17 protein-coding genes and 1 tRNA gene are annotated in these 17,809 nt (G+C 58.1%); 12 read left to right on the plus strand and 6 right to left on the minus strand.

Translation table 11 applies throughout. The features are described from left to right. Positions 1-191 precede the first annotated feature (191 nt). Positions 192-491, minus strand: a complete 300-nt coding sequence (locus tag ACOY6C_RS00375) for a hypothetical protein (RefSeq protein WP_420903491.1) — start codon at positions 489-491, stop codon at positions 192-194. 305 nt (positions 492-796) lie between these two features. Between ACOY6C_RS00375 and ACOY6C_RS00380 the strand changes: the two genes are divergently transcribed. The 3 genes from ACOY6C_RS00380 to ACOY6C_RS00390 all read left to right on the plus strand — a co-directional run bounded on the left by ACOY6C_RS00380 (position 797) and on the right by ACOY6C_RS00390 (position 4,590). Beyond that, entirely contained in the window at positions 797-1,165 is a 369-nt protein-coding gene (locus tag ACOY6C_RS00380) for a hypothetical protein (RefSeq protein ID WP_420903492.1), read from the plus strand. A gap of 288 nt (positions 1,166-1,453) precedes the next feature. Continuing rightward, positions 1,454-4,066, plus strand: coding sequence for a bacteriohemerythrin (locus ACOY6C_RS00385; protein WP_420903493.1), 2,613 nt, complete (start codon positions 1,454-1,456; stop codon positions 4,064-4,066). A gap of 44 nt (positions 4,067-4,110) precedes the next feature. After that, positions 4,111-4,590: a GNAT family N-acetyltransferase gene (locus ACOY6C_RS00390; RefSeq protein WP_420903494.1), complete on the plus strand. Its 480-nt coding sequence runs from the start codon at positions 4,111-4,113 to the stop codon at positions 4,588-4,590. An 11-nt stretch (positions 4,591-4,601) separates the two neighbouring features. Here ACOY6C_RS00390 and ACOY6C_RS00395 read toward each other — a convergent pair whose 3' ends face one another. The 3 genes from ACOY6C_RS00395 to ACOY6C_RS00405 are packed head-to-tail and all read right to left on the minus strand — an operon-like array spanning position 4,602 to position 7,134. Further along, on the minus strand, positions 4,602-5,282 hold the full coding sequence (locus ACOY6C_RS00395) for a glycosyltransferase family 2 protein (RefSeq protein ID WP_420903809.1): 681 nt from the start codon (positions 5,280-5,282) through the stop codon (positions 4,602-4,604). Between the two features lie 2 nt (positions 5,283-5,284). Beyond that, entirely contained in the window at positions 5,285-6,358 is a 1,074-nt protein-coding gene (locus ACOY6C_RS00400; RefSeq protein ID WP_420903495.1) for a radical SAM protein, read from the minus strand. Then, complete coding sequence (locus tag ACOY6C_RS00405; RefSeq protein WP_420903496.1) at positions 6,355-7,134, minus strand: hypothetical protein; 780 nt, start codon at positions 7,132-7,134, stop codon at positions 6,355-6,357. Before ACOY6C_RS00405 ends, ACOY6C_RS00400 begins: the two co-directional genes overlap by 4 nt. Positions 7,135-7,579: 445 nt before the next feature. Between ACOY6C_RS00405 and ACOY6C_RS00410 the strand changes: the two genes are divergently transcribed. The 4 genes from ACOY6C_RS00410 to ACOY6C_RS00425 all read left to right on the plus strand — a co-directional run bounded on the left by ACOY6C_RS00410 (position 7,580) and on the right by ACOY6C_RS00425 (position 13,455). Further along, positions 7,580-7,876 (plus strand): hypothetical protein, encoded by a 297-nt coding sequence (locus ACOY6C_RS00410; RefSeq protein WP_420903497.1) that lies wholly within the window; start codon positions 7,580-7,582, stop codon positions 7,874-7,876. A gap of 1,226 nt (positions 7,877-9,102) precedes the next feature. Then, positions 9,103-10,038: a hypothetical protein gene (locus ACOY6C_RS00415; RefSeq protein ID WP_420903498.1), complete on the plus strand. Its 936-nt coding sequence runs from the start codon at positions 9,103-9,105 to the stop codon at positions 10,036-10,038. Between the two features lie 337 nt (positions 10,039-10,375). Next, entirely contained in the window at positions 10,376-12,439 is a 2,064-nt protein-coding gene (locus tag ACOY6C_RS00420) for a hypothetical protein (protein ID WP_420903499.1), read from the plus strand. Positions 12,440-12,945: 506 nt separating this feature from the next. Then, the gene (locus ACOY6C_RS00425; RefSeq protein WP_420903500.1) at positions 12,946-13,455 is read left to right on the plus strand and encodes a hypothetical protein; all 510 of its coding nucleotides are present in this window, start codon (positions 12,946-12,948) and stop codon (positions 13,453-13,455) included. A gap of 338 nt (positions 13,456-13,793) precedes the next feature. On the opposite strand, the gene ACOY6C_RS00430 is transcribed toward ACOY6C_RS00425, so the two are convergent. Together ACOY6C_RS00430 and ACOY6C_RS00435 are read right to left on the minus strand one after the other, a co-directional pair. Beyond that, positions 13,794-14,174: a hypothetical protein gene (locus ACOY6C_RS00430; RefSeq protein WP_420903501.1), complete on the minus strand. Its 381-nt coding sequence runs from the start codon at positions 14,172-14,174 to the stop codon at positions 13,794-13,796. A 428-nt stretch (positions 14,175-14,602) separates the two neighbouring features. After that, a tRNA-Gly gene (locus tag ACOY6C_RS00435) sits at positions 14,603-14,676 on the minus strand. Positions 14,677-14,948: 272 nt separating this feature from the next. Between ACOY6C_RS00435 and ACOY6C_RS00440 the strand changes: the two genes are divergently transcribed. From ACOY6C_RS00440 to ACOY6C_RS00460, 5 genes are all read left to right on the plus strand, one after another. Then, positions 14,949-15,206 carry a hypothetical protein gene (locus tag ACOY6C_RS00440; RefSeq protein WP_420903502.1) on the plus strand — a complete coding sequence of 86 codons (258 nt, stop codon included), beginning with the start codon at positions 14,949-14,951 and terminating at the stop codon, positions 15,204-15,206. Further along, complete coding sequence (locus ACOY6C_RS00445; RefSeq protein WP_420903503.1) at positions 15,203-15,754, plus strand: shikimate kinase; 552 nt, start codon at positions 15,203-15,205, stop codon at positions 15,752-15,754. The genes ACOY6C_RS00440 and ACOY6C_RS00445 overlap by 4 nt, the downstream gene beginning before the upstream one ends. Positions 15,755-16,387: 633 nt before the next feature. After that, a complete protein-coding gene (locus tag ACOY6C_RS00450) occupies positions 16,388-16,705 on the plus strand; it encodes a hypothetical protein (protein ID WP_420903504.1) in 318 nt (105 codons plus the stop codon). A 193-nt stretch (positions 16,706-16,898) separates the two neighbouring features. Next, a complete protein-coding gene (locus tag ACOY6C_RS00455) occupies positions 16,899-17,231 on the plus strand; it encodes a hypothetical protein (protein WP_420903505.1) in 333 nt (110 codons plus the stop codon). A 94-nt stretch (positions 17,232-17,325) separates the two neighbouring features. Beyond that, positions 17,326-17,622: a hypothetical protein gene (locus tag ACOY6C_RS00460; RefSeq protein ID WP_420903506.1), complete on the plus strand. Its 297-nt coding sequence runs from the start codon at positions 17,326-17,328 to the stop codon at positions 17,620-17,622. The last annotated feature ends 187 nt before the right edge of the window (positions 17,623-17,809 follow it).

Raw genomic sequence — 17,809 nt, forward strand, 5'->3', positions numbered from 1 at the left:
TGGACTCCGGACCCCCGTCAACGCGGGGGTCCGGGGGCGATCATCGCCCCCGGCGGAGGTTCGGAGGCAGAGCCTCCGGGACTTTGCTGTGGCCGGGTTCGTTCCGGCCTTCGTCATCGCGGGGGACCGGGGGCGATCATCGCCCCCGGCGGAGGTTCGGAGGCAGAGCCTCCGGGACTTTTCTTTTGACTTTATCTTTTGACTCTTTTTTTGCTTTTGTCTTTCAGGCGCGACTTTACAAAAGCCTTTTTTCGCGCAGCGAAAAAAGGCCCGCGCCAGCCTTTGCTTTTGTCTTTCAGGCGCGACTTTACAAAAGCCTTTTTTCGCGCAGCGAAAAAAGGCCCGCGCCAGCCTTCCAGCCCGGTATCGTTCGCGCCTTTGGCGAACGATACCGGGCGCGCTTGCCTTGAACGAGCCGCCGACACGGATTGCGCTTGCCTTGAACGAGCCGCCGACACGGATTGCGCTTGCCTTGAACGAGCCGCCGACACAGGTCGCATCCTTGGCGAACGACACCGGTCGCGCCTGCCTTGAACGAGCCACCGTTGGTGATCCTCACCGAAGGTGGCTTTTTTGATGGGCGGAGTGTGTGCGTACCGCTGCTTTGACCTTTACCAGCCTTGTTCCCTTTCGCATCGCCCCCCGGTGTGCCTGCGTTGACGAACGAAACATCAAGATCCGGTTAAGATCTGATTAATTTAAAAAAAACAGCAAAAACATGGCTTGCGACGGACGGATCGATCACTAGAATAAGGGGCTCCCGTATTGACGCAACCTTCCCGACAGGAGTCCTCTCATGAAAAAAACCCTTTCCCTGCCTCTGTTTCTGCTCGTTTTCGGCATGGCCGGCAGCGCTATGGCCGCGGATTGCGTGATCAGCTATCACCGCACCGCCTGCGCCGGACAGGAGGCCACCTCCTATGCCAAGTGCGACGGCAAACAGGCCTGCGACAAGGACAACGCCGCGGCGACCAAGGAGGCTTGTGTCGAGGCGGCCAAGAAAGCCTGCCCGAACGATCGCACCGACATCACCAAGTCCAAGGTCATCAAGGCCAACTTCAAGGGTGAGGCCCTGGTCGGCGGTTTCAGCGATGCGGGTGCCGCAGACCCCAAGGGTGCCAACTTCTGCGCCGGGGATCGTCCGGACTTCAACAAGTGCAAGTAAGTTCGATCAAGGAATACCCGCAAGGGCGGTCCCTGGTCGGGGGGTGAGGCGTTCCTTCCCCCATTATGTAATTTTCACGCGCAATCAAACCAAAACGAACGGTGGGAGCCTGGCTTCCGCCGTTTTTTTTGGCCTTGTGAATTTTTTTGAAAAATGACTTGTAAGAAGTTGCTGGTTACCTGATGATTGTTAACACGGGATGCGGCTCAGACCGTCGAAAGGGGGACTCATCGGGCGGCGGGAAGCGATCCAAGGGTTTGACCATCACGATCACCAGGAGTTTTGTGCGTGGAAATCATCAAAATCGCTGTTGCCAAGGGTATTCACTGGGTGGAGATTCCCGGCGCCGGATTGCGGATCTTGTGCGGCTGCCCGATGGACAGCGTGAAACACCTGATGAAGCGCGGGCTGATCATCTCCACGGAGAAGAAGGGGGTTCCGTGCGAAACCGGACCCAATGCCATCCTGCTTTCGGATAACATGCTCCAGAATGGAGAGTTGGCCAACCTGGGCGAGTTCCCGGTGTTGCAGATGCTCTACAAGCAAGGTCTCATCATTCCCAATCATCCCAACAACACCGGGCTCAAACCGTTGCTCATCGGCCTGGCCGAGCAGGTCAACGCCCAGTTGCAGTACATCTACCGTGGCAACTACGGCCTGGTTTCGAAAGAGGAGATCGAGGCTACCGGGGTCGATCCGGCCACGGCCCACGAAATGATGCGCCTGAAATTGCGTTTTGCCTTTGGTGCGATCCGCTCCACCGATGCCCTGCTCGACACCTGCGTGGTCGGGGATGGGGAGGTGGAGATCCGTGAAGGGGTGATCATCCGCCGACAGGCGCGCAATGTCTACGAGTTCGCGTATGCGGGGGAGAGGGTGACGGTGGATCTCAACCTCGCCCCCGGCGAACGCTACGAATCGGCCTATCCGTTGGGGTTCCAGGCGCTGCCGCGTGAATATTTCGCGGTGGTCCACTCCGGCGAGGGGGATGGCTGGGATGTGAACCGTCCGAGCATGTCGAGCATCCTGATGTTCCACGGCAAGATCTACCTGATCGATGCCGGCCCCAATCTGTTCGCCAATCTGCTGGCCCTGGGGATCGGCATCGACGAGATCGAGGGGATCTTCCACACCCACGCCCATGACGATCACTTCTGCGGCATCACCACCCTGATGCGCTCAGGTCGCAAGATCCACTATTACGCCACGCCGCTGGTGCGCGCCAGCGTGGAGAAGAAACTGGCCGCCCTGCTCTCCATCGAGGAGGAGCGGTTCGGGGAGTTTTTCGAGATCCACGACCTGGAGCCGGAGACCTGGAACGATATCGAGGGGTTGGAGGTGCGTCCGATCAACTCGCCCCATCCGCTCGAGACCACGATTTTCATCTTTCGCTCCTTGTGGCAGGATGGGTATCGCAGCTATGCCCACTTCGCGGACATCGTGGCCCTGGAGGTGTTGGAGAGGATGATCACCGACGATCCAAGCCGTCCGGGGATCGATCGGGCCTATTTCGAGCGGATTCGCGCCGAGTATCTCACGCCAGCCACCTTGAAGAAGCTCGACATCGGCGGTGGCATGATCCACGGCGTGGCCAAGGACTTCAAGCACGACCCCTCGGAGCGGATCCTGTTGGCCCATCTGGCCCGTGAGTTGACCCCCGAGGAGCGGGAGATCGGTTCGAACGCCCCGCACGGCATGATGGATGTTCTGATCGCCGGTCAATCGGATTTCGCGCGGCGCAGCGCCTTTGCCTTTCTCCAGTCGGCGTTGCCGGACATTCCGATTCATCAGTTGCGCATTTTGCTCAACAATCCGATCGTCCACTTCAAGCCCGGCATGATCCTGCTCAAGGAGGGGGAGAGTCCGAAGAGCCTCTATCTGATCCTGACCGGCGCGGTGGAGAAGATCCGCACCAGCCAGAACTATCTGGGCCGTCTTTACAGCGGCACGATGATCGGCGAGGTGCCCGCCCTGGAGGAGAAGGCGGCGCGCTATACCTACAGCACCGCCTGTTTCGCCCAGGCGTTGGAGATTCCTGTTTTTCTGTATCTGGAGCTGGTGCGGCGCAACGACTTCACCGCCCACATCGCCAGGAACGCCGAGATGCGCGCCTTTTTGCAGGCGAGCGCGCTGTTTGCCGAGGGCGTTCCCGATCCGGTGTTGAGCCGGGTGGCCGAGGGGTTGCAGGCGCGCCGTCTGCCGGCGGGGTATGCGATCCCCTGTCAGGAGATGACCGCCCTGAATCTGATCGTCTCGGGTCGCGTGGAACGCAGCCTGGGGGGTGAACAGGTGGAGATTCTGGAAGCGCGCGACCACTTCGGCGAGGAGATGGCGGTGTTCGGCCTGCCGTGCCTGTTTCGTTTCCGGACCCTGGAGGAGACCGCGCTCTTCGCGATTCCCGCCGCGCGGTTGCGGGACATTCCGATCGTGCGCTGGAAGCTTTTCGAGGGGTATCACGAGCGCGCCGCGCGCATGGTTCACGCCAGCAACGACAAAACCTTGTTCCACTGGAACGCGGCCTTCGAAATTCAGATTCTGGAGATGGACATCCATCACAAACGATTGTTCGAGATCGCCAACGCCATCATCGGCCTTCTGCGCGCCGGGGAGGCGCGTCAATCCCTGGAACAGGCCCTCGACTCCCTGGTGAAATACACGGAGTATCACTTCGTTGCCGAAGAGAGGTTGATGGATCGCTATGATTATCCGGAACTGGAGCGGCACAAGGCGTATCACCGTCATCTGGAGCAGCAGGTCATGGAGTATCGTGCCCACATTCTGGAACATGAGGATCCGCGCGGGATCGATTTCAATGGATTCTTCACGGGTTGGATGATTCGCCATATCCTGAGCGCGGATCGTCAGTACAGCGCGTTTCTGAATGCGCGCGGGATCTATTGAGGCTGGACGAACCACGCCTCGCCAGGTGAAGGAGACCGGGGAAGATGACGAAAGGATGGGCGATCGGGCGGGCGACGGACGCGGATGCACCGGCGGTGGCCGGGCTGGTGGGTGAGTTGCTGGATGAGATTATGCGTCATTACGGCGAGCGGGCTTTCTGGTTCGATCGGGAGGGGACCGAGGCGCGGGTGGTGGAGGCTGTCGCGTGCGAGCGTCTTTTCATCTGGATCGCCCGCGCTCCGGACGGGGAGCCGCTCGGGGTGGTGACGGTGTGCGAGAGTTATGCCTTGTATGCGGAAGGGTTGTTCGCCACGATCACCGAGCTGTATGTCGTCCCCGCCGCCCGTTCGCACGGGGTCGGGGCGGAACTGATCGAACGGGCGCGGATTTTCGGACGGGAACGGGGATGGGGTCGGCTGGAGGTGACCACCCCGCCGTTGCCGGCCTTCGACCGTTCGTTGGCCTTCTACGAGCGGCAGGGGTTTGCGGTCACCGGGGGAAGAAAACTTAAATTTGTGCTGTGAATCGGGATACCCTACCCGAACAAATAGCGCATCAAAGCATAACCATAGCGGAACCATACCCTGGAGAGCCGGATCTTCGACTCCCCGAAGATCCGCGCATGCTCGTGACTGGGCACCTCGACAAGCCGGAAGCCCCTCCTCAAGGTTTTGATCACCATCTCCTGTTCGATGGTGGTGATCGCCTCGCGCAGATCCAACGCTTTCAACACATCCACCCGCAGGGCGCGAAAGCCGTTCTGGCTGTCGCTGATGCGGGCTCCGCACCGCCAGTTGATGCAGGCGGTGATGAAGGCGCTGCCGGCCAGGCGCCAGAACTCCTGAAACGACCCGTGCAGTTCGCTCGAGCCGCCCATGAGACGGGAGGCCTGCACATGGTCGGCCACACCCGCCTGGAGCGGGGCGATCAGTTTCGGGATGTCGGCCACGTCATGGGAGCCGTCGGCGTCGATGAACAGGACCCACTCGGTGGCAAGCGCCGGGATCGCGGCGCGGATGGCGTTGCCCTTGCCCAACAGCGGCACGGAGAGCACCCGCGCGCCGGCATGTTCGGCCAGTTGCGGAGTGCCGTCCGTGGAGAGCGAGTCAACCACCAGCACCTCGGGGGCGTACTTGAGACAGCAGCGCACCATCTCGACGATGGTTTCGGCCTCGTTGCGGGTCGGGATGACGATGGTGAAGGGGCGGGGAGTCATGGTCACGCGGTGCCGGAGAGATCGGGCAGGAGGTTGTTCAGGATGGTCGGGTAGGCGTCGCACGGGGTCCAGCAGCCCGGACAGCGGGCAGCGCGGATTTCGGCGCGGATGGCGCGGGTCGGCGCGCTGGCCAGGAGCGCGGCGAGGTTGCCGTCGTGATCACGCAGATTCCCGAGGGGACGATCCCAGATGCTGCACGGGTAAAGGGTGCCGTCTGCGGCCAGGAAAAGCGAGGTGTCCAGGGCGCGACAGGGCATGGGGTGGGTTTGGCCACGCAGGAACGCGCCGGCGCGGCTCAGGTAAAGGCACTCCAGAAAGGCGACCGGATCGATGAAGCGTCGGGATCTCTTGGCGTTGAGCAAGGCGGTGATTTCGTCCTGGCGGGCGGTGGCCCGTTCCGGCGTGAAGAGTCGGGCGGCGGCGTTGTCGTAATAGTGGGCCGAATGGTGGGCGAGGTTCAAGTGCCAGTGGCGGGCGGTGACGCCGGGAAACCGGGTCTGGACCTGGCGCATGGTCTCGTGGAGCGTGCCGGCGGTGTGATCCGAGAGGGTGAAGCCGAAAAAGAGTTGCAGACGCGGATCCGGATGGGCGCGGAAATGTTCGAAGACCGCCATCACCCCTTCCCAGTTGCCCGGCACGCCGCGCAGGGCGTCATGTTGGTCGGGCGGACCGTCGAGGCTCAGCGTGATGGTCAGGCGCGGCGGATCCAGGGCCAGGATCTGGCCGATGCGCTGGATGGTCAGGGCGGGGGAGACGGCGTTGGTGGGCAGATGCAGGTGATAGAGCCGGGGGACGCGGCGCAGGATGATGGCGACCAGCTCCGGCAGGTCCGGCCTGAGCAGGGGCTCTCCGCCGGTCAGATCGATCCAGGACCAGTGGGGATGGCGGGTGAGGAACCGGTCGATCTCGGCGGCGGCGAGGGGATGGGCGGGTTCGGACTTTTGCCAGATGTTGCAAAGGCGGCAGCGGGCGTTGCAGCGGTTGGTGACCGAGAAGGTCAACTTGTAGGGACGGGGATGGGCGCGGGGCAGGTTGGCCAGAAGGATCGCGCCGGCCAGATGGAGGAGGGGGCTCATGCGCCCGGACGACGCCCCCGATGCACCGTGAACATCTGAGGAACGCGCGGGTCCGAGGCGCCGTCGAGGGCGGTCCGGGAGACCTCGAGAAGCCATGGGGAGGCGTTGAGCACCTCGACCTGGCGGGGATTGCCATAGACGATGGTGACCGGCGCGGGGGAGCGCTGGATGCGCTCCTCGATGCGGAGCACGACCGACTGCATCACCTCGCGGTTGAAGGGATTGGACATGTAGACCAGCAGCGGCTCATCCGGCAGGTGGTACTCGGTGACATCCAGATGGACGATGGCCAGATCGGAGCAGCGTTGCGCCGGGTCGCGGAATTTGCGGAAGTTATCCGCCGCGATGTCGCAGAGCTGTTTGGCGAACTCCACGCCGAGGATGCGCGCGAAGGGGTGGAAGGAGGCCAGAAGCAGGGCGCGTCCCTTGCCGGCGCCCAGATCGATGAAGACGGTGTGCTCCTTGGGGATGGCGGGCAGCGCCATCACCGCGTTGAAGAGGGTTTCGTGGGTGCCTTGATACTCGACCCCCTTGTAGCGGTTGGGGGAGTCGATCTCGAGATCCAACATGCCGATGCGGCCCGAGGTATCGATGCCGTAGCGGTAATCCAGGGATTGTTTGCGGTTGCGCAGCCGTTTGATCCACAGGGAGGGACGGAGGGCGCGGCGCAGGCGGGACCAGGTGAGATCCTGGGATTTGTAATACAGATAGTAGAGCCGACGATAGAGCGGCGCGGTGAGCGGATGGGTTTTGAGGTGTTGTTTGAGATCCGTCATGATACGCGGCCAGGGCGGCAGGCTGGGGAACGGGTGATCGATCCGGGATGCGATGCCTTGACCCAAGGCGAGGGTTTTGGGTCGAATCGTCCCCCATGATTCCCCCCCCAATCCCTCTCTTTGCCTTACAAGAGCCTTACAAGGTTTTGCGATCCGCAACTCTAAGTTGCACAATAGCGGCCTATGATACACATAAGCTTCTTGAAGGGAAAGGTGAGGCAAACATGGAAGCGAAACTATCAACGGCCAAGGTGAAGAGCCTGGCGGTTCCAGAGGGTGAACAGAATCTCTTTGTATGGGATACCAGCCTCAGAGGGTTTGACGTGTGAACCATCAACGATGAGGAGCCAATGGTGACCACCGACCCACCATTCCCGTCCATCCTGTTCCAACGCCGTTCAAGACCTCGATTCACCATCCCCACCAGACCGATCCATAATTCCGCATGGGCGGTGGCATAGACGCGACTCACCCCGACCAGATCGGCAATCGAGATGTGCCACATGGAGAGAAACAGACTGAGAACAATCAGGTCAGCCCGAACAAAAAAGGCTGCAGCCAACGTCAACTGCATGCGCGGATCACGGGCAATGAATTTCAGGGCATCGTCACCACGCGAGGGTTCGATGGACAGATCCTGCTGGTGTGGTGGGGCAACAGTTTCTGTTTGATCATCGATGTCCCTGTATCCCCCTTTGTTTCCAAATCATGGCTTTTAACAATACGAATAAAAAAATATTGAACCTCCAACCAAATTATGATAAATATTTTTAATCCATACCTCTTCGGCAGATTCCTTTAAGGTGTCGTTCTTTGTGTTCTGTTATAGAACCTGTTGCTGAGTGCCACTACGGGGCAAAAAAATCCGTCGGCTGGCCTCATCCTGTCTTCATCAGGCTGGTTTTATCCCCTCTGATGGCAGGAATTCCGCTCTCAGTGAAGCCATTCCCCCCTTTTTTTATGCCCCATCAAAATGTATTTCGAGTGTAGTTTCTTAGATTGTGCGAGGCAGAGTGCAGATTCCTCTCCCCATTGCGCGAGGATCACGAACGGATCGCGCGACTGGAGCAGGAGTTCCGCGACCACATGCATGAGTTGAGCACCCGGCAGGATCAATATCTGACCGCTAACCAGATGCCGTGACACACAGATGCCGTTTTTGAAGAGGGGCGGACCATACCCCATGAGAACCCATTCGCGGGAATGACGCCCCAACTGGATGACGAACCTGTCCAATAAGCGTTGTCGCCCCAACTGGATGACGAACCTGTCCAATAAGCGTTGTCGCCCTAACAGAATGATGAACCTGTCCAATAAGCGTTGTCGCCCCACCAAGATGATGCCATCCGGTGCTGGGAGGTTTGGTTGCAGAGATCCTGATCCATGGTGGATGCCGCACAGCCAAAAGCTCTGAAGTTAATATTCCTGAGGTAAATTTTGCAATTGAAAAATGGTAACCTTTTCAAGAGTGATCCATCCGCTAAAAACTATCTTCTGGTTATTTTAATTATAACTAAATAAGTTAATTGACTTTTTGTTTGGGTTGTATAACACTTTTTTGAGCATCAATGATTTTCCATGTTTGGGATAGAGATTAAATATTCATCTTTTGTTTTTGGAAAGAATTATTATATTTCTAATATTATTTTGTTTTACATTTGTTAATTTATGGTAACAGAGAGGAGAGAGCAAGCTATATCACAGAATGAGTATGTATCTCAGTTCGCTTTTAAATATATTATCAAATAAATTGAACTGAGAGATGTTATGAAATTAATATTATCATACGGATCAACAAAGAAAATATAGTATAATGTATTGTTTTCGTGAAGTATAAAAGCACACAATCGCAACTCTTGTATCAGGATGATTGAAATACTTTAGATTATAGACAACACGGAATAACTTAGCATTATTGCTTGTACCCCATTCACCCAAATTCTTGCTAGGTTAAGAAGGAGAATCATCATGCTGAAATTGACGATGGATGTCTATTCCGGGCGCGAAAATCCCACCTGCCTGGTGGACGACGAGAATGAAGTGCGGGCTTTGCTCAAGGCGATGGCCGACAATCGTGCGGAGTTGTCCGACAAAATCAGCGACAATACCCAACTGGGATTTCGTGGTTTTCAAGTGGAACTCATGCATGATGGCCTGGCGAATGATTACGGGTTCGGTTCCAGCATCTTTGTTCCTTCGCTTGAAGCGACGGGCGCCGATTTGGCCAGCGATGTGACCGATCGTCTGTTTCGCGCCATGGAAATCTGGTTGTCCAAACACAGAGACAGCCTGGATGTGTCCGAGCAAATGGAAATCGGCCTGCGCCAACTGGCCATTGCCTCCCGGGGAGAAGGCGGACGTGTGAGCCTCACGGATGAACTCGGCGATACCCCGTCCGCGGAAAGTCAGGATGTTTCGGTTCGGGAATCCCGGGGGCTCGTTTCTTGTACCATCGAACTTGAAAGCTACAATCCCGGTTTCTGGAACAACAATCCCACAATTTTGTCCAGAAACAATTGCTACAACTATGCGAGCAACAAACGCACCGATACGTTCGCTCAACCGGGACGCGGTTGCGGCCGTCAGTACACGGCCACTACCTGCACGGATGTCGCCAATGCCGCCATGTGCGATGGTTTGCACAAGCGCTACAACTGCTTCCCGAACACTGAGATCCCGCGATATCTGGTGGCCCTGGTGGTGGCACCGGGTCCGGTTTTCAAGGATTTTCACTGGTACCGCAAAAACAGCCAGGGTTTCTGGAGTCACAAACCTGGATCCACCGCGGTACGCAATACGGACAACAGTGGCAAGATCATCATGAATCCGGAAACCTGTAATCGCGGATCGTACACCAATTTCTGCGGCTACTTCTATACCTGCAAGAGCCAAAAGATCAGATAAGTACGAAACGACCCCCGCAAAAAATCCCTTGGACAGATGCTCACGCAGCAGATGCTTACGTGAACTTTCATGGTTGAGCAGGAGACTCTCCACCATGCAAGGCTTTTTGCGGGGGGACGCATCACGTGTCCGGTATCCGCGATCCGGCGGACAGTCCGGTCCATTCGTATAACTTTTTAGATCGATGGAGAAAAAGGTTATGCAAGATCAGAATGGCGACAAACCATCTGGCCGAGTGAGCGTTGCGGATGACATGCCCCCTCCCCGTATAAGCAGGAGCACCTATCTAGAACGGACAGGTGGGTTGGGGGCTGGCAGACCTTCGAGTGGTGACAAGTTGCTCAATGGCAGTTGGCTGTTGAGAATTTCGCCGACCGGAAAGGGCAATGAGGATATCCGTGGTCCGATGCGGATTGAGGTCGATAATGGGCACATCCGGGTTTCTGGTGATATTTATGTCAAAAGTCGCCTGGCAACACAGAGCATGGAAGAGTTGATCCCCTCCAGTGCCGTCAAGATCGAGACGAACTGGTATCCGTCCTTCCCGCAGTCCCAATATCGCTGGTATTTCCGCAGCTCAAGTGCTGAAATGAAAAGGAATGATCTGTTTGTGCGTTTCGAACGCCATATCTGGAACGCGAAACAGCAACAATACGGACTGAAAGATAACGGAACCCTTGTTCTGACCTGCGGCATCGCCTTGAGCACGCCGCCGGGCGCTCCCAAACCAACCCTGGTGTGGCAAGGAAGAATAAATTTCGATAATTTTTGGTATGATGTCACGGCCATCAAAACCTCGCCGTATTTCCGGGGGTGTTTTGTGGAAGTGGATGTCATGGTCAATCGCCAATGGCCGGATGTGGCCAGCAGTTGCGATGGTTTGAAACAATTCACCTTCACCGAAAGCTACCGTGAGTCGGGAATGGATTTTCTGGCCACAGTTGACCAGACCAATATCCCCGAAAAAGCCAGCCTCTCCGTTCCCGATTTGCATACCATGATGGCCACCTATCAGGCGCCTCCCACGGCTCAAGACCAGTGGCGGTTGTGGTTGCTGGTGGGGTCATCCTCCGATGGTGGTGGCTTAGGCCTCATGTTCGATACGGGAAGACCACCCCATCGCCAAGGGGCCGCCGGTTTTTCTGATGCGATGATGGCAAATATCACCCGGATTCATCCAAGTTGCCGAGGGAAAAAACTTGGTATGTCCAAGCACTCCTTTCTGCGGACCATGATCCATGAGGCAGGCCATGCCTTCAATCTTTATCATCCCAAGCATGATGTGCACGGGGTTCCCGTGGGTACTACCATCATGAACCAAACACAGGATGTCCTGGGCTTTGCCACCGTGGTCAATCCCTATCCCTGCAACGCAACCATGGGCTTTGATCGCCATAACCTCGCATCCCTCATCCACTCTCCCGATCCCCAGGTGAAACCGGGTTGGAAAGAGTTCGGCTGGGGACACGGGGTTGCCCATCCCGGCATTGCCGAACCCGCGGACGTGGCGGGCATCAGCAGTGGTGACCTCTCCACCGATCTGGAGTTGCGTCTGGAGGGCATACCCAAGCAGCTGGTGCGCGGCGAGATGGTGATGGTGACCGTCACCTTGAAGAACATCAGTAACCAGCCACAGGAGGTGCCACCCTCCCTCAACCTGGCCGAAGGCGATCTCAAGTTACATGTGACCACACCGAGCCAGCAGGATATTCAGGTGCGCGATGTGACGGTAATCTGCGCCGATCGCCGCTTTGTCACGCTCCAGCCCGGTGCGGAGATCAAGGGACAGATTCAGTTGCACTACGGTCCCCACGGACTGACTTTCAATACCGTGGGGCACCATACCATTCGGGCAGAGATGGATTTGGGCAACGGCCTCATGGTGCACAGTGCGCCGATTGATCTGACCATCAAGCCCGCGGTGACGGAAGGGCAACAGCAACTCGAAAAATATACCATGAATCACGATGTCGGGTTGGCGTTTTCCCTGGGGGATACCGGTCTGTCGCAGAGCACCTTCGATCAACTCAAGCAGATTGCCACAGAGTTCCCGCGGAGCTATACAGGGATTGCCTCGGGTTTGATTCTGGCCAATACCTTGTTGCGGGATTTGGTGAATGTGCGCAATGGCGAAATCCTGCGCGCCAGTCAACCGGAGCGAGGCACGGAGATTCTCAATGGAATCACCTATCTGCTCGGCTCATTGGAAACCCTGGCGCGCCTGGCGACCGTGGTGGTCTCCCCCCGTGACCTCGTGGCGCCAGTTCTGCAGGAGGTCAGAAAGCACATTCAGAAAGCTGTCGGTCTGGACGCCTCATCCGCCGACAAAGATGGTGGTGGCTCCGAGGATGACATGGGCATGAGCAATGTGCTGAAAATTCTGGACGACCATCTGTCGTGACGGGATTTGCCTTATAGACCCGCACCCGGTGTCGTGCGGTGCTGTCGTTACCGAGGAATGCCCATAAAAGGCATTCCTCGGTTCATTCATGGGCGCGGGTTTCAGCCGCGGCAAGCAAGCAGCCCATGCGCCATTCGGGTCAAACCGCGTTGCCATGCCTTATTTCAACCTTCTGGTTGACCAAGGGGCATGCTAACCTTTTTGGCGGCATGAACCGGAAAGGTCGCTGGGTTAAGCTCTTCCCTCCGTGGTTTGACAGACCGGTCCTGGGGAAGGATACTCTCGGGATGGGCGTGATCCTGGAGGTCAAACCGTTTGCGGAACCCTTTCAGAGCGCAGATATTCCACGTCATCGGCTAACAACCGTCTGCGCACCACCCGCGGCTTCCTGTCGGAGTCAACCGAGGCTCTGATGGCTGCGATCCATCATCCCCTGAGAAAAGAGCCCCACAGGGAAAGCATGTGGTGCCGTTGGGAGAGACATGCGTTGTGACACGCAGACAATCGTGCTTTCCCCAAGCCGTTATTGGCTATTCTTGCTGCTGGTGTTGTCCGGTGCGATCGTGGAGGCGCGGGAATCCGAGGGTGTCTTGCCGGTGAGGGAGAAACAGGTGATGACCACATTGGGAACCGGCATTCATCTTGGTGAGTGCATGGTGTACTGCGACGAAGAGATCTGGATCAAGGAGAACATCATTCTCTATCAGGCCCGGAGTCCATGGCCGGATGAGGAGATGTTTCCGGATATTCGCCAGGAAATCCCCTTGGATGACGCGACCGCCCAGACCATTTGGAACCAGGTGGATCCGGCGGTGTTTCCCGGTCTGCCTGCGCGCACGGGCCAACCCGATGCCGATGATCGGGGCATGGAGTGGCTTGTTTATGGCGATCACAACGGGCAGGTGCGCATCGAATTCCCCGCGGGCGAGCCTCCAGCAAGCGTCGCCCAACTGCATGCGCTGTTGCGCGCCTTGCGGTTACGTCTTTCCCGGAAACTACGACCCGACTTGCGCTAAACGAATGACGCACCAACCCACGCGCACGGCTTTCCAACCCTGATAAGTCTGCCGGTTCGGATTGCCAGGCACCGATCAATCAACCTGGATCTGGCAGTTACGAATGATTGCATGATCGACCATATGGTTCATGGGGTGAATTGTAAAACAATATAAGCTAACTAATTTTGCGGCAGGACTTTCTTTCGATGCGCCAGATGGCTCACGTGGTTGCATCAGGTGAGCGTTCGCAACTGCCGGATCTGGGATCAACCGCGCCCACGAACCGGGTGACCGGTGCGGTTCTGATGCACGCCTGCACCCCGGGTTACCGCTGATGGTGCCATGCGCGGCATGCTTCACACGCCCGTCCCTTCCTTTTCCATCTCCGCGAGCAGTTGTTCAACCACCATGGCCCACTCCCCTGAAAATTTCGACAGGGCAAGGTGGAGCAACCGCCGTTCCATCCCGCGTTTGCCGTCGTATGTTGTCAATGAAACCTGCATGGCATTCAAGGCAGAATAAACCCGCCCCTGATGCACGATGATTCTGGGAGCCCAGGGAGAGGGCGCCCCTTCGAGACATAGACCGCGATAACCTAACTGATCCGGAATGGGGAATTGTCCAGATGTTTCAGGCAATTGCGCCAACCATTGCAGCACCGCGTCTTCTTCCTGCTCTTGCAATACGAAGGAGGGATTGGCACGGCCACTGTACAGATCCAGGGTCACAGTGATCATTTTTTCTGCTCCGTTTGTAAAGCATGTTTGTGGGATCAGGGGAAAAAGGAGTTCCCCCTGTTTCACTCCTGGCTCTTTTCCTGGTTTTTAGGGGCAGGAAAAACGCTTTAGTAAAGGGATGTCGCGACTCCTTCGTTGCTTAGCTCTGTCCTCTTGGCGGCTTCGAGTTCGCCGTCACGAGCATCCCAGATCTCATGATGTCGTCCTGCCAGCAGTGAAACGCCGCCCAAAAGGCTATCGCCGATTGAGTCAACCGAGAGACGTAGCCAGATTATCCTTGAAGAAGTATGATGTTACGACTATCTAAGCGCCATTGGAGTCACACCCCTGCTTGCAGGGTAGTCTTACAATAGCCTTACAAATTGTCGTTATCAGGGGTTTTGATCTGTTTGCTGAGGAAGAACTGATTGATTTTTCAGGATAAAAATTGGAGCGGGTGAGGAGAATCGAACTCCCGCCTTAAGCTTGGGAAGCTTAGGCCCTACCATTAGACGACACCCGCGTTTGGCAAATCGCATTTTTGAACCCTGATTGGGAATTCTAGGCGATCCCTGGCCCTGGGTCAACACCATTTTTCCCGTGGCACGCCGGCAAGGGAGCTTCGCGGTCGGGGGGGATAAGGGGGATCTCCCTCCATCAGGTCTGTTTCCTGTGCGCCCGCCAGGGGGCGGATGGGTCCGGATCCGGACCGGGGTTGGCCCGTGACGCGGTTTTTGGGATCGCGGTGAAAAACTGTGTTCCCTTTTGGCGCGGAAGCAGGTAAAAGAGAGGGTCATGAACACTACGCCCCCCTCCAAACCTCCCGCGCATTGGCTCGACCGGGTATCCTGGCCGGTGTTGTTGCTGTTGGCCGCCTGGCTGGCCGTGGCGCCGATCACGCCCGAACCCCATCTGACCGAAAAGCTGCGCATGCTGTTCGCGGGTGAACTCTCCCGCCCCATCGACATCTTCGATCTTTTTCTGCACGCCTCGCCCATCGTGGTGGTGATTCTCAAGGCCCGGCGTCGGTTCGCCGGCCCTGGCTCGGGATGAACATCGTCCTGATCGGTCCCCGCGGGGTGGGCAAGTCAGGCGCCAGTCGCATCCTGGCGCGCCTGACCCGCTTTCCGGTCCTCTCCACCGATCTCCTCCTCTCCTACGAACACGACGGCCTGCCGATCCCCGCGATTCTGCGTGCCATTGACGGCGACTGGAGCCGTTTCCGCGACCTCGAATACGCGGTGGTCGCCAAGGTGGCGCGTCTGGATGGGGTGATCATCGACACCGGCGGCGGGGTGGTGGTGGATCTGGACGACGCGGGCGGCGAGATCTACAGCGAACGCAAGCTCTCCCTGCTCAAGCGAAACGGCTTCATCGTCCATCTGACCGGCGATCCGGCCCGTCTGGCCGCCCGGGTCGCCAGAGACCCCAACCGTCCCGCCTTGAGCGCCGCCCACTCCGAAGAGGCGATCATGCGCCGTCGCGAACCGCTCTACCGCCGCGCGGCGGATCTGACCGTCGATGGCGCGCGCATGCGTCGCGAGGAGCTGGCGGAGTGGATCTTCAAGCGACTGCCCGGCGCGGCGTCCGGTCTTCATTGAGCGCCTGTCCGGCCATGGCCGGACCCCCCGACTCTTGCCGTGGAACTCCCGAAGGGAGGTCCACGGCAAGGGGGGTGATGGAGTCTCCCCCCATCATGTTAAGTTACCGTGGAACTCCCGAAGGGAGGTCCACGGCAAGGGGGGTGAGGGGGTTCTCCCCCCATCATGTTAAGTCAGATCGGGGTTGCGTCTCCTCTCCCGAATGCCGTTCATCACCCCCGTTGTCCTCCGATCGTTCGCCATCGCTCCGGATTGTCCCTGTTGGGGTAACTATTCACCACCCCCTCATGCAAATTCACATTCCCCCGTTTCCCTGCGGTCAACGGGGGAATGTACAAAGGACGGTGCGTGCTTGCGCATTTTTCGCAAAAACTGCGAAAAATTCTTATCATAAAAGCGCGCGAAAGGCCAAGTCAACGTCATAAAAGCCAAACCTCAGGGCTTCGCCCCGAACCCCACCGGGGGCGATAATCGCCCCCGGCCCCCCGTAATAGAGGGGGAGCTGAATCGTTACCTGTTGGGAACATTTTTCGCTTCTCTTCTTGATCCGCGCGACCGATACAGCTTCGCAAGCGGGGACTCCAGCGTCTTCCCGCCGGTTTTCGAGTGTTGCGTATGTAACGGAGGTGCATCATGAAGATCTCCTGGCCAACAGACCACCCGCTCCATCCTACGCGGGTCGCGGAAAACAGACTTCGGCAACAGGCCGAGGAGACCCATTTTCATGCCCCGGAACGGCCTCGCATGATCCAGAAATCCGATCGGATCACCCTGTCGGATCCGGGCGTCACCAGCGGCGCCCTGGTCGTGCCGGTATTGTTCTCGCCTCACGTCCTGGTGGAACGCCACATCCAGGGGATGGTCAACGAGGCCATGAGCGCCGTTTTGCACGAACCCACCCAACTGCCGGAACCGGATGGAATCCGTCAGGTGGTGGTGGTCAAGGAGTGAGACGGCTGATTTTGGGGAATTGATGGAAAAATCGATTTTTTGATTTGCATTCAGCCCCATTCGCTCCTATTTTCACCTGCTTGACCGTGTGGTTGCAAAATCGCTTTTGCGCGTTGAAAGCCGCTTTCCGGGAGAAGAATAGAGAGCCATGATCCGGACTCTTGGTTTGGTTGTCCTTTCGATGCTGGCGTGGATGACCCCTGATGGGGCATGGGCCGGTGATCCGGCGTCCCAGGCTCCCCGCCCGGCGGGTTACGATCCCAAGGTGGCCTGTGAACGCTACGCCCGCGAGGATGGCATCCAGCCCAACCACCTGGTCGATTACATGAATCAGTGCCTGCGGGATCTGGCCAACGACCAGATGCACGCGGAAGAGGAGCCGGATCCGGCTTTCAACGAGGCGGAGGTGGAGGCCCTGTTGAATCCCCCTGCCTCGCCCAAACCACCGGATCCGGTCAAACCGGCGGGGGCCAAGCCGCCAGCCACGGGTAAACCCCCGGCGCCGGCGCGCCCGAAACAGCCGTGAACGCGGTTCTGGCCGGAGCGGCATGGGCGTGGACCGGTTCCTGTCTGATCGGTATGGGTGTCGCATGGAGTCCCGACGGAAAAGGGAGAGAAGCATGAACGAAAAATGGATGGTATCCGCGATGTTGGCCGGTGGGGTGCTGCTGGGTGCCGCGTTGGCCGGAGCGGCGGAGGCGGTTCCCTCGGAGGAGGAGTTGATCGCCCAGTGCAAGCAGTTCGCCATTGAGGACCAGGTTCCGCCCAAGGAGGTGGATGCCTATGTCACCCAGTGCGTCCTCGACCTGAAGGAGCAGTATCTGCCGATCGGCGGGATGGACAATCCGATCTTCGCCCCGCCCATCGAGGGGCTGAAAGATCCCTTGAAGGATCCGCCCAAGCCGCCGACCCGCTAACCTGACATGATGGGGGGAAGAACCCCCTCACCCTCCGTACCGTGGACCTCCCTGGCGGGAGTTCCAAGCTAACGTTCGGGATGGGTGAAGCCCCTCACCCCGAAGCGTGAACCGCCCTTGCGGACGTTCCACGCCGACGGTCCCGACGCCTCCGTTCCACGCCGACGGTCCCGACGCGTCCCATGCC

Source organism: Candidatus Magnetaquiglobus chichijimensis, from assembly GCF_045865675.1.
GTDB classification, from domain to species: Bacteria; Pseudomonadota; Magnetococcia; order Magnetococcales; family Magnetaquicoccaceae; genus Magnetaquiglobus; species Magnetaquiglobus chichijimensis.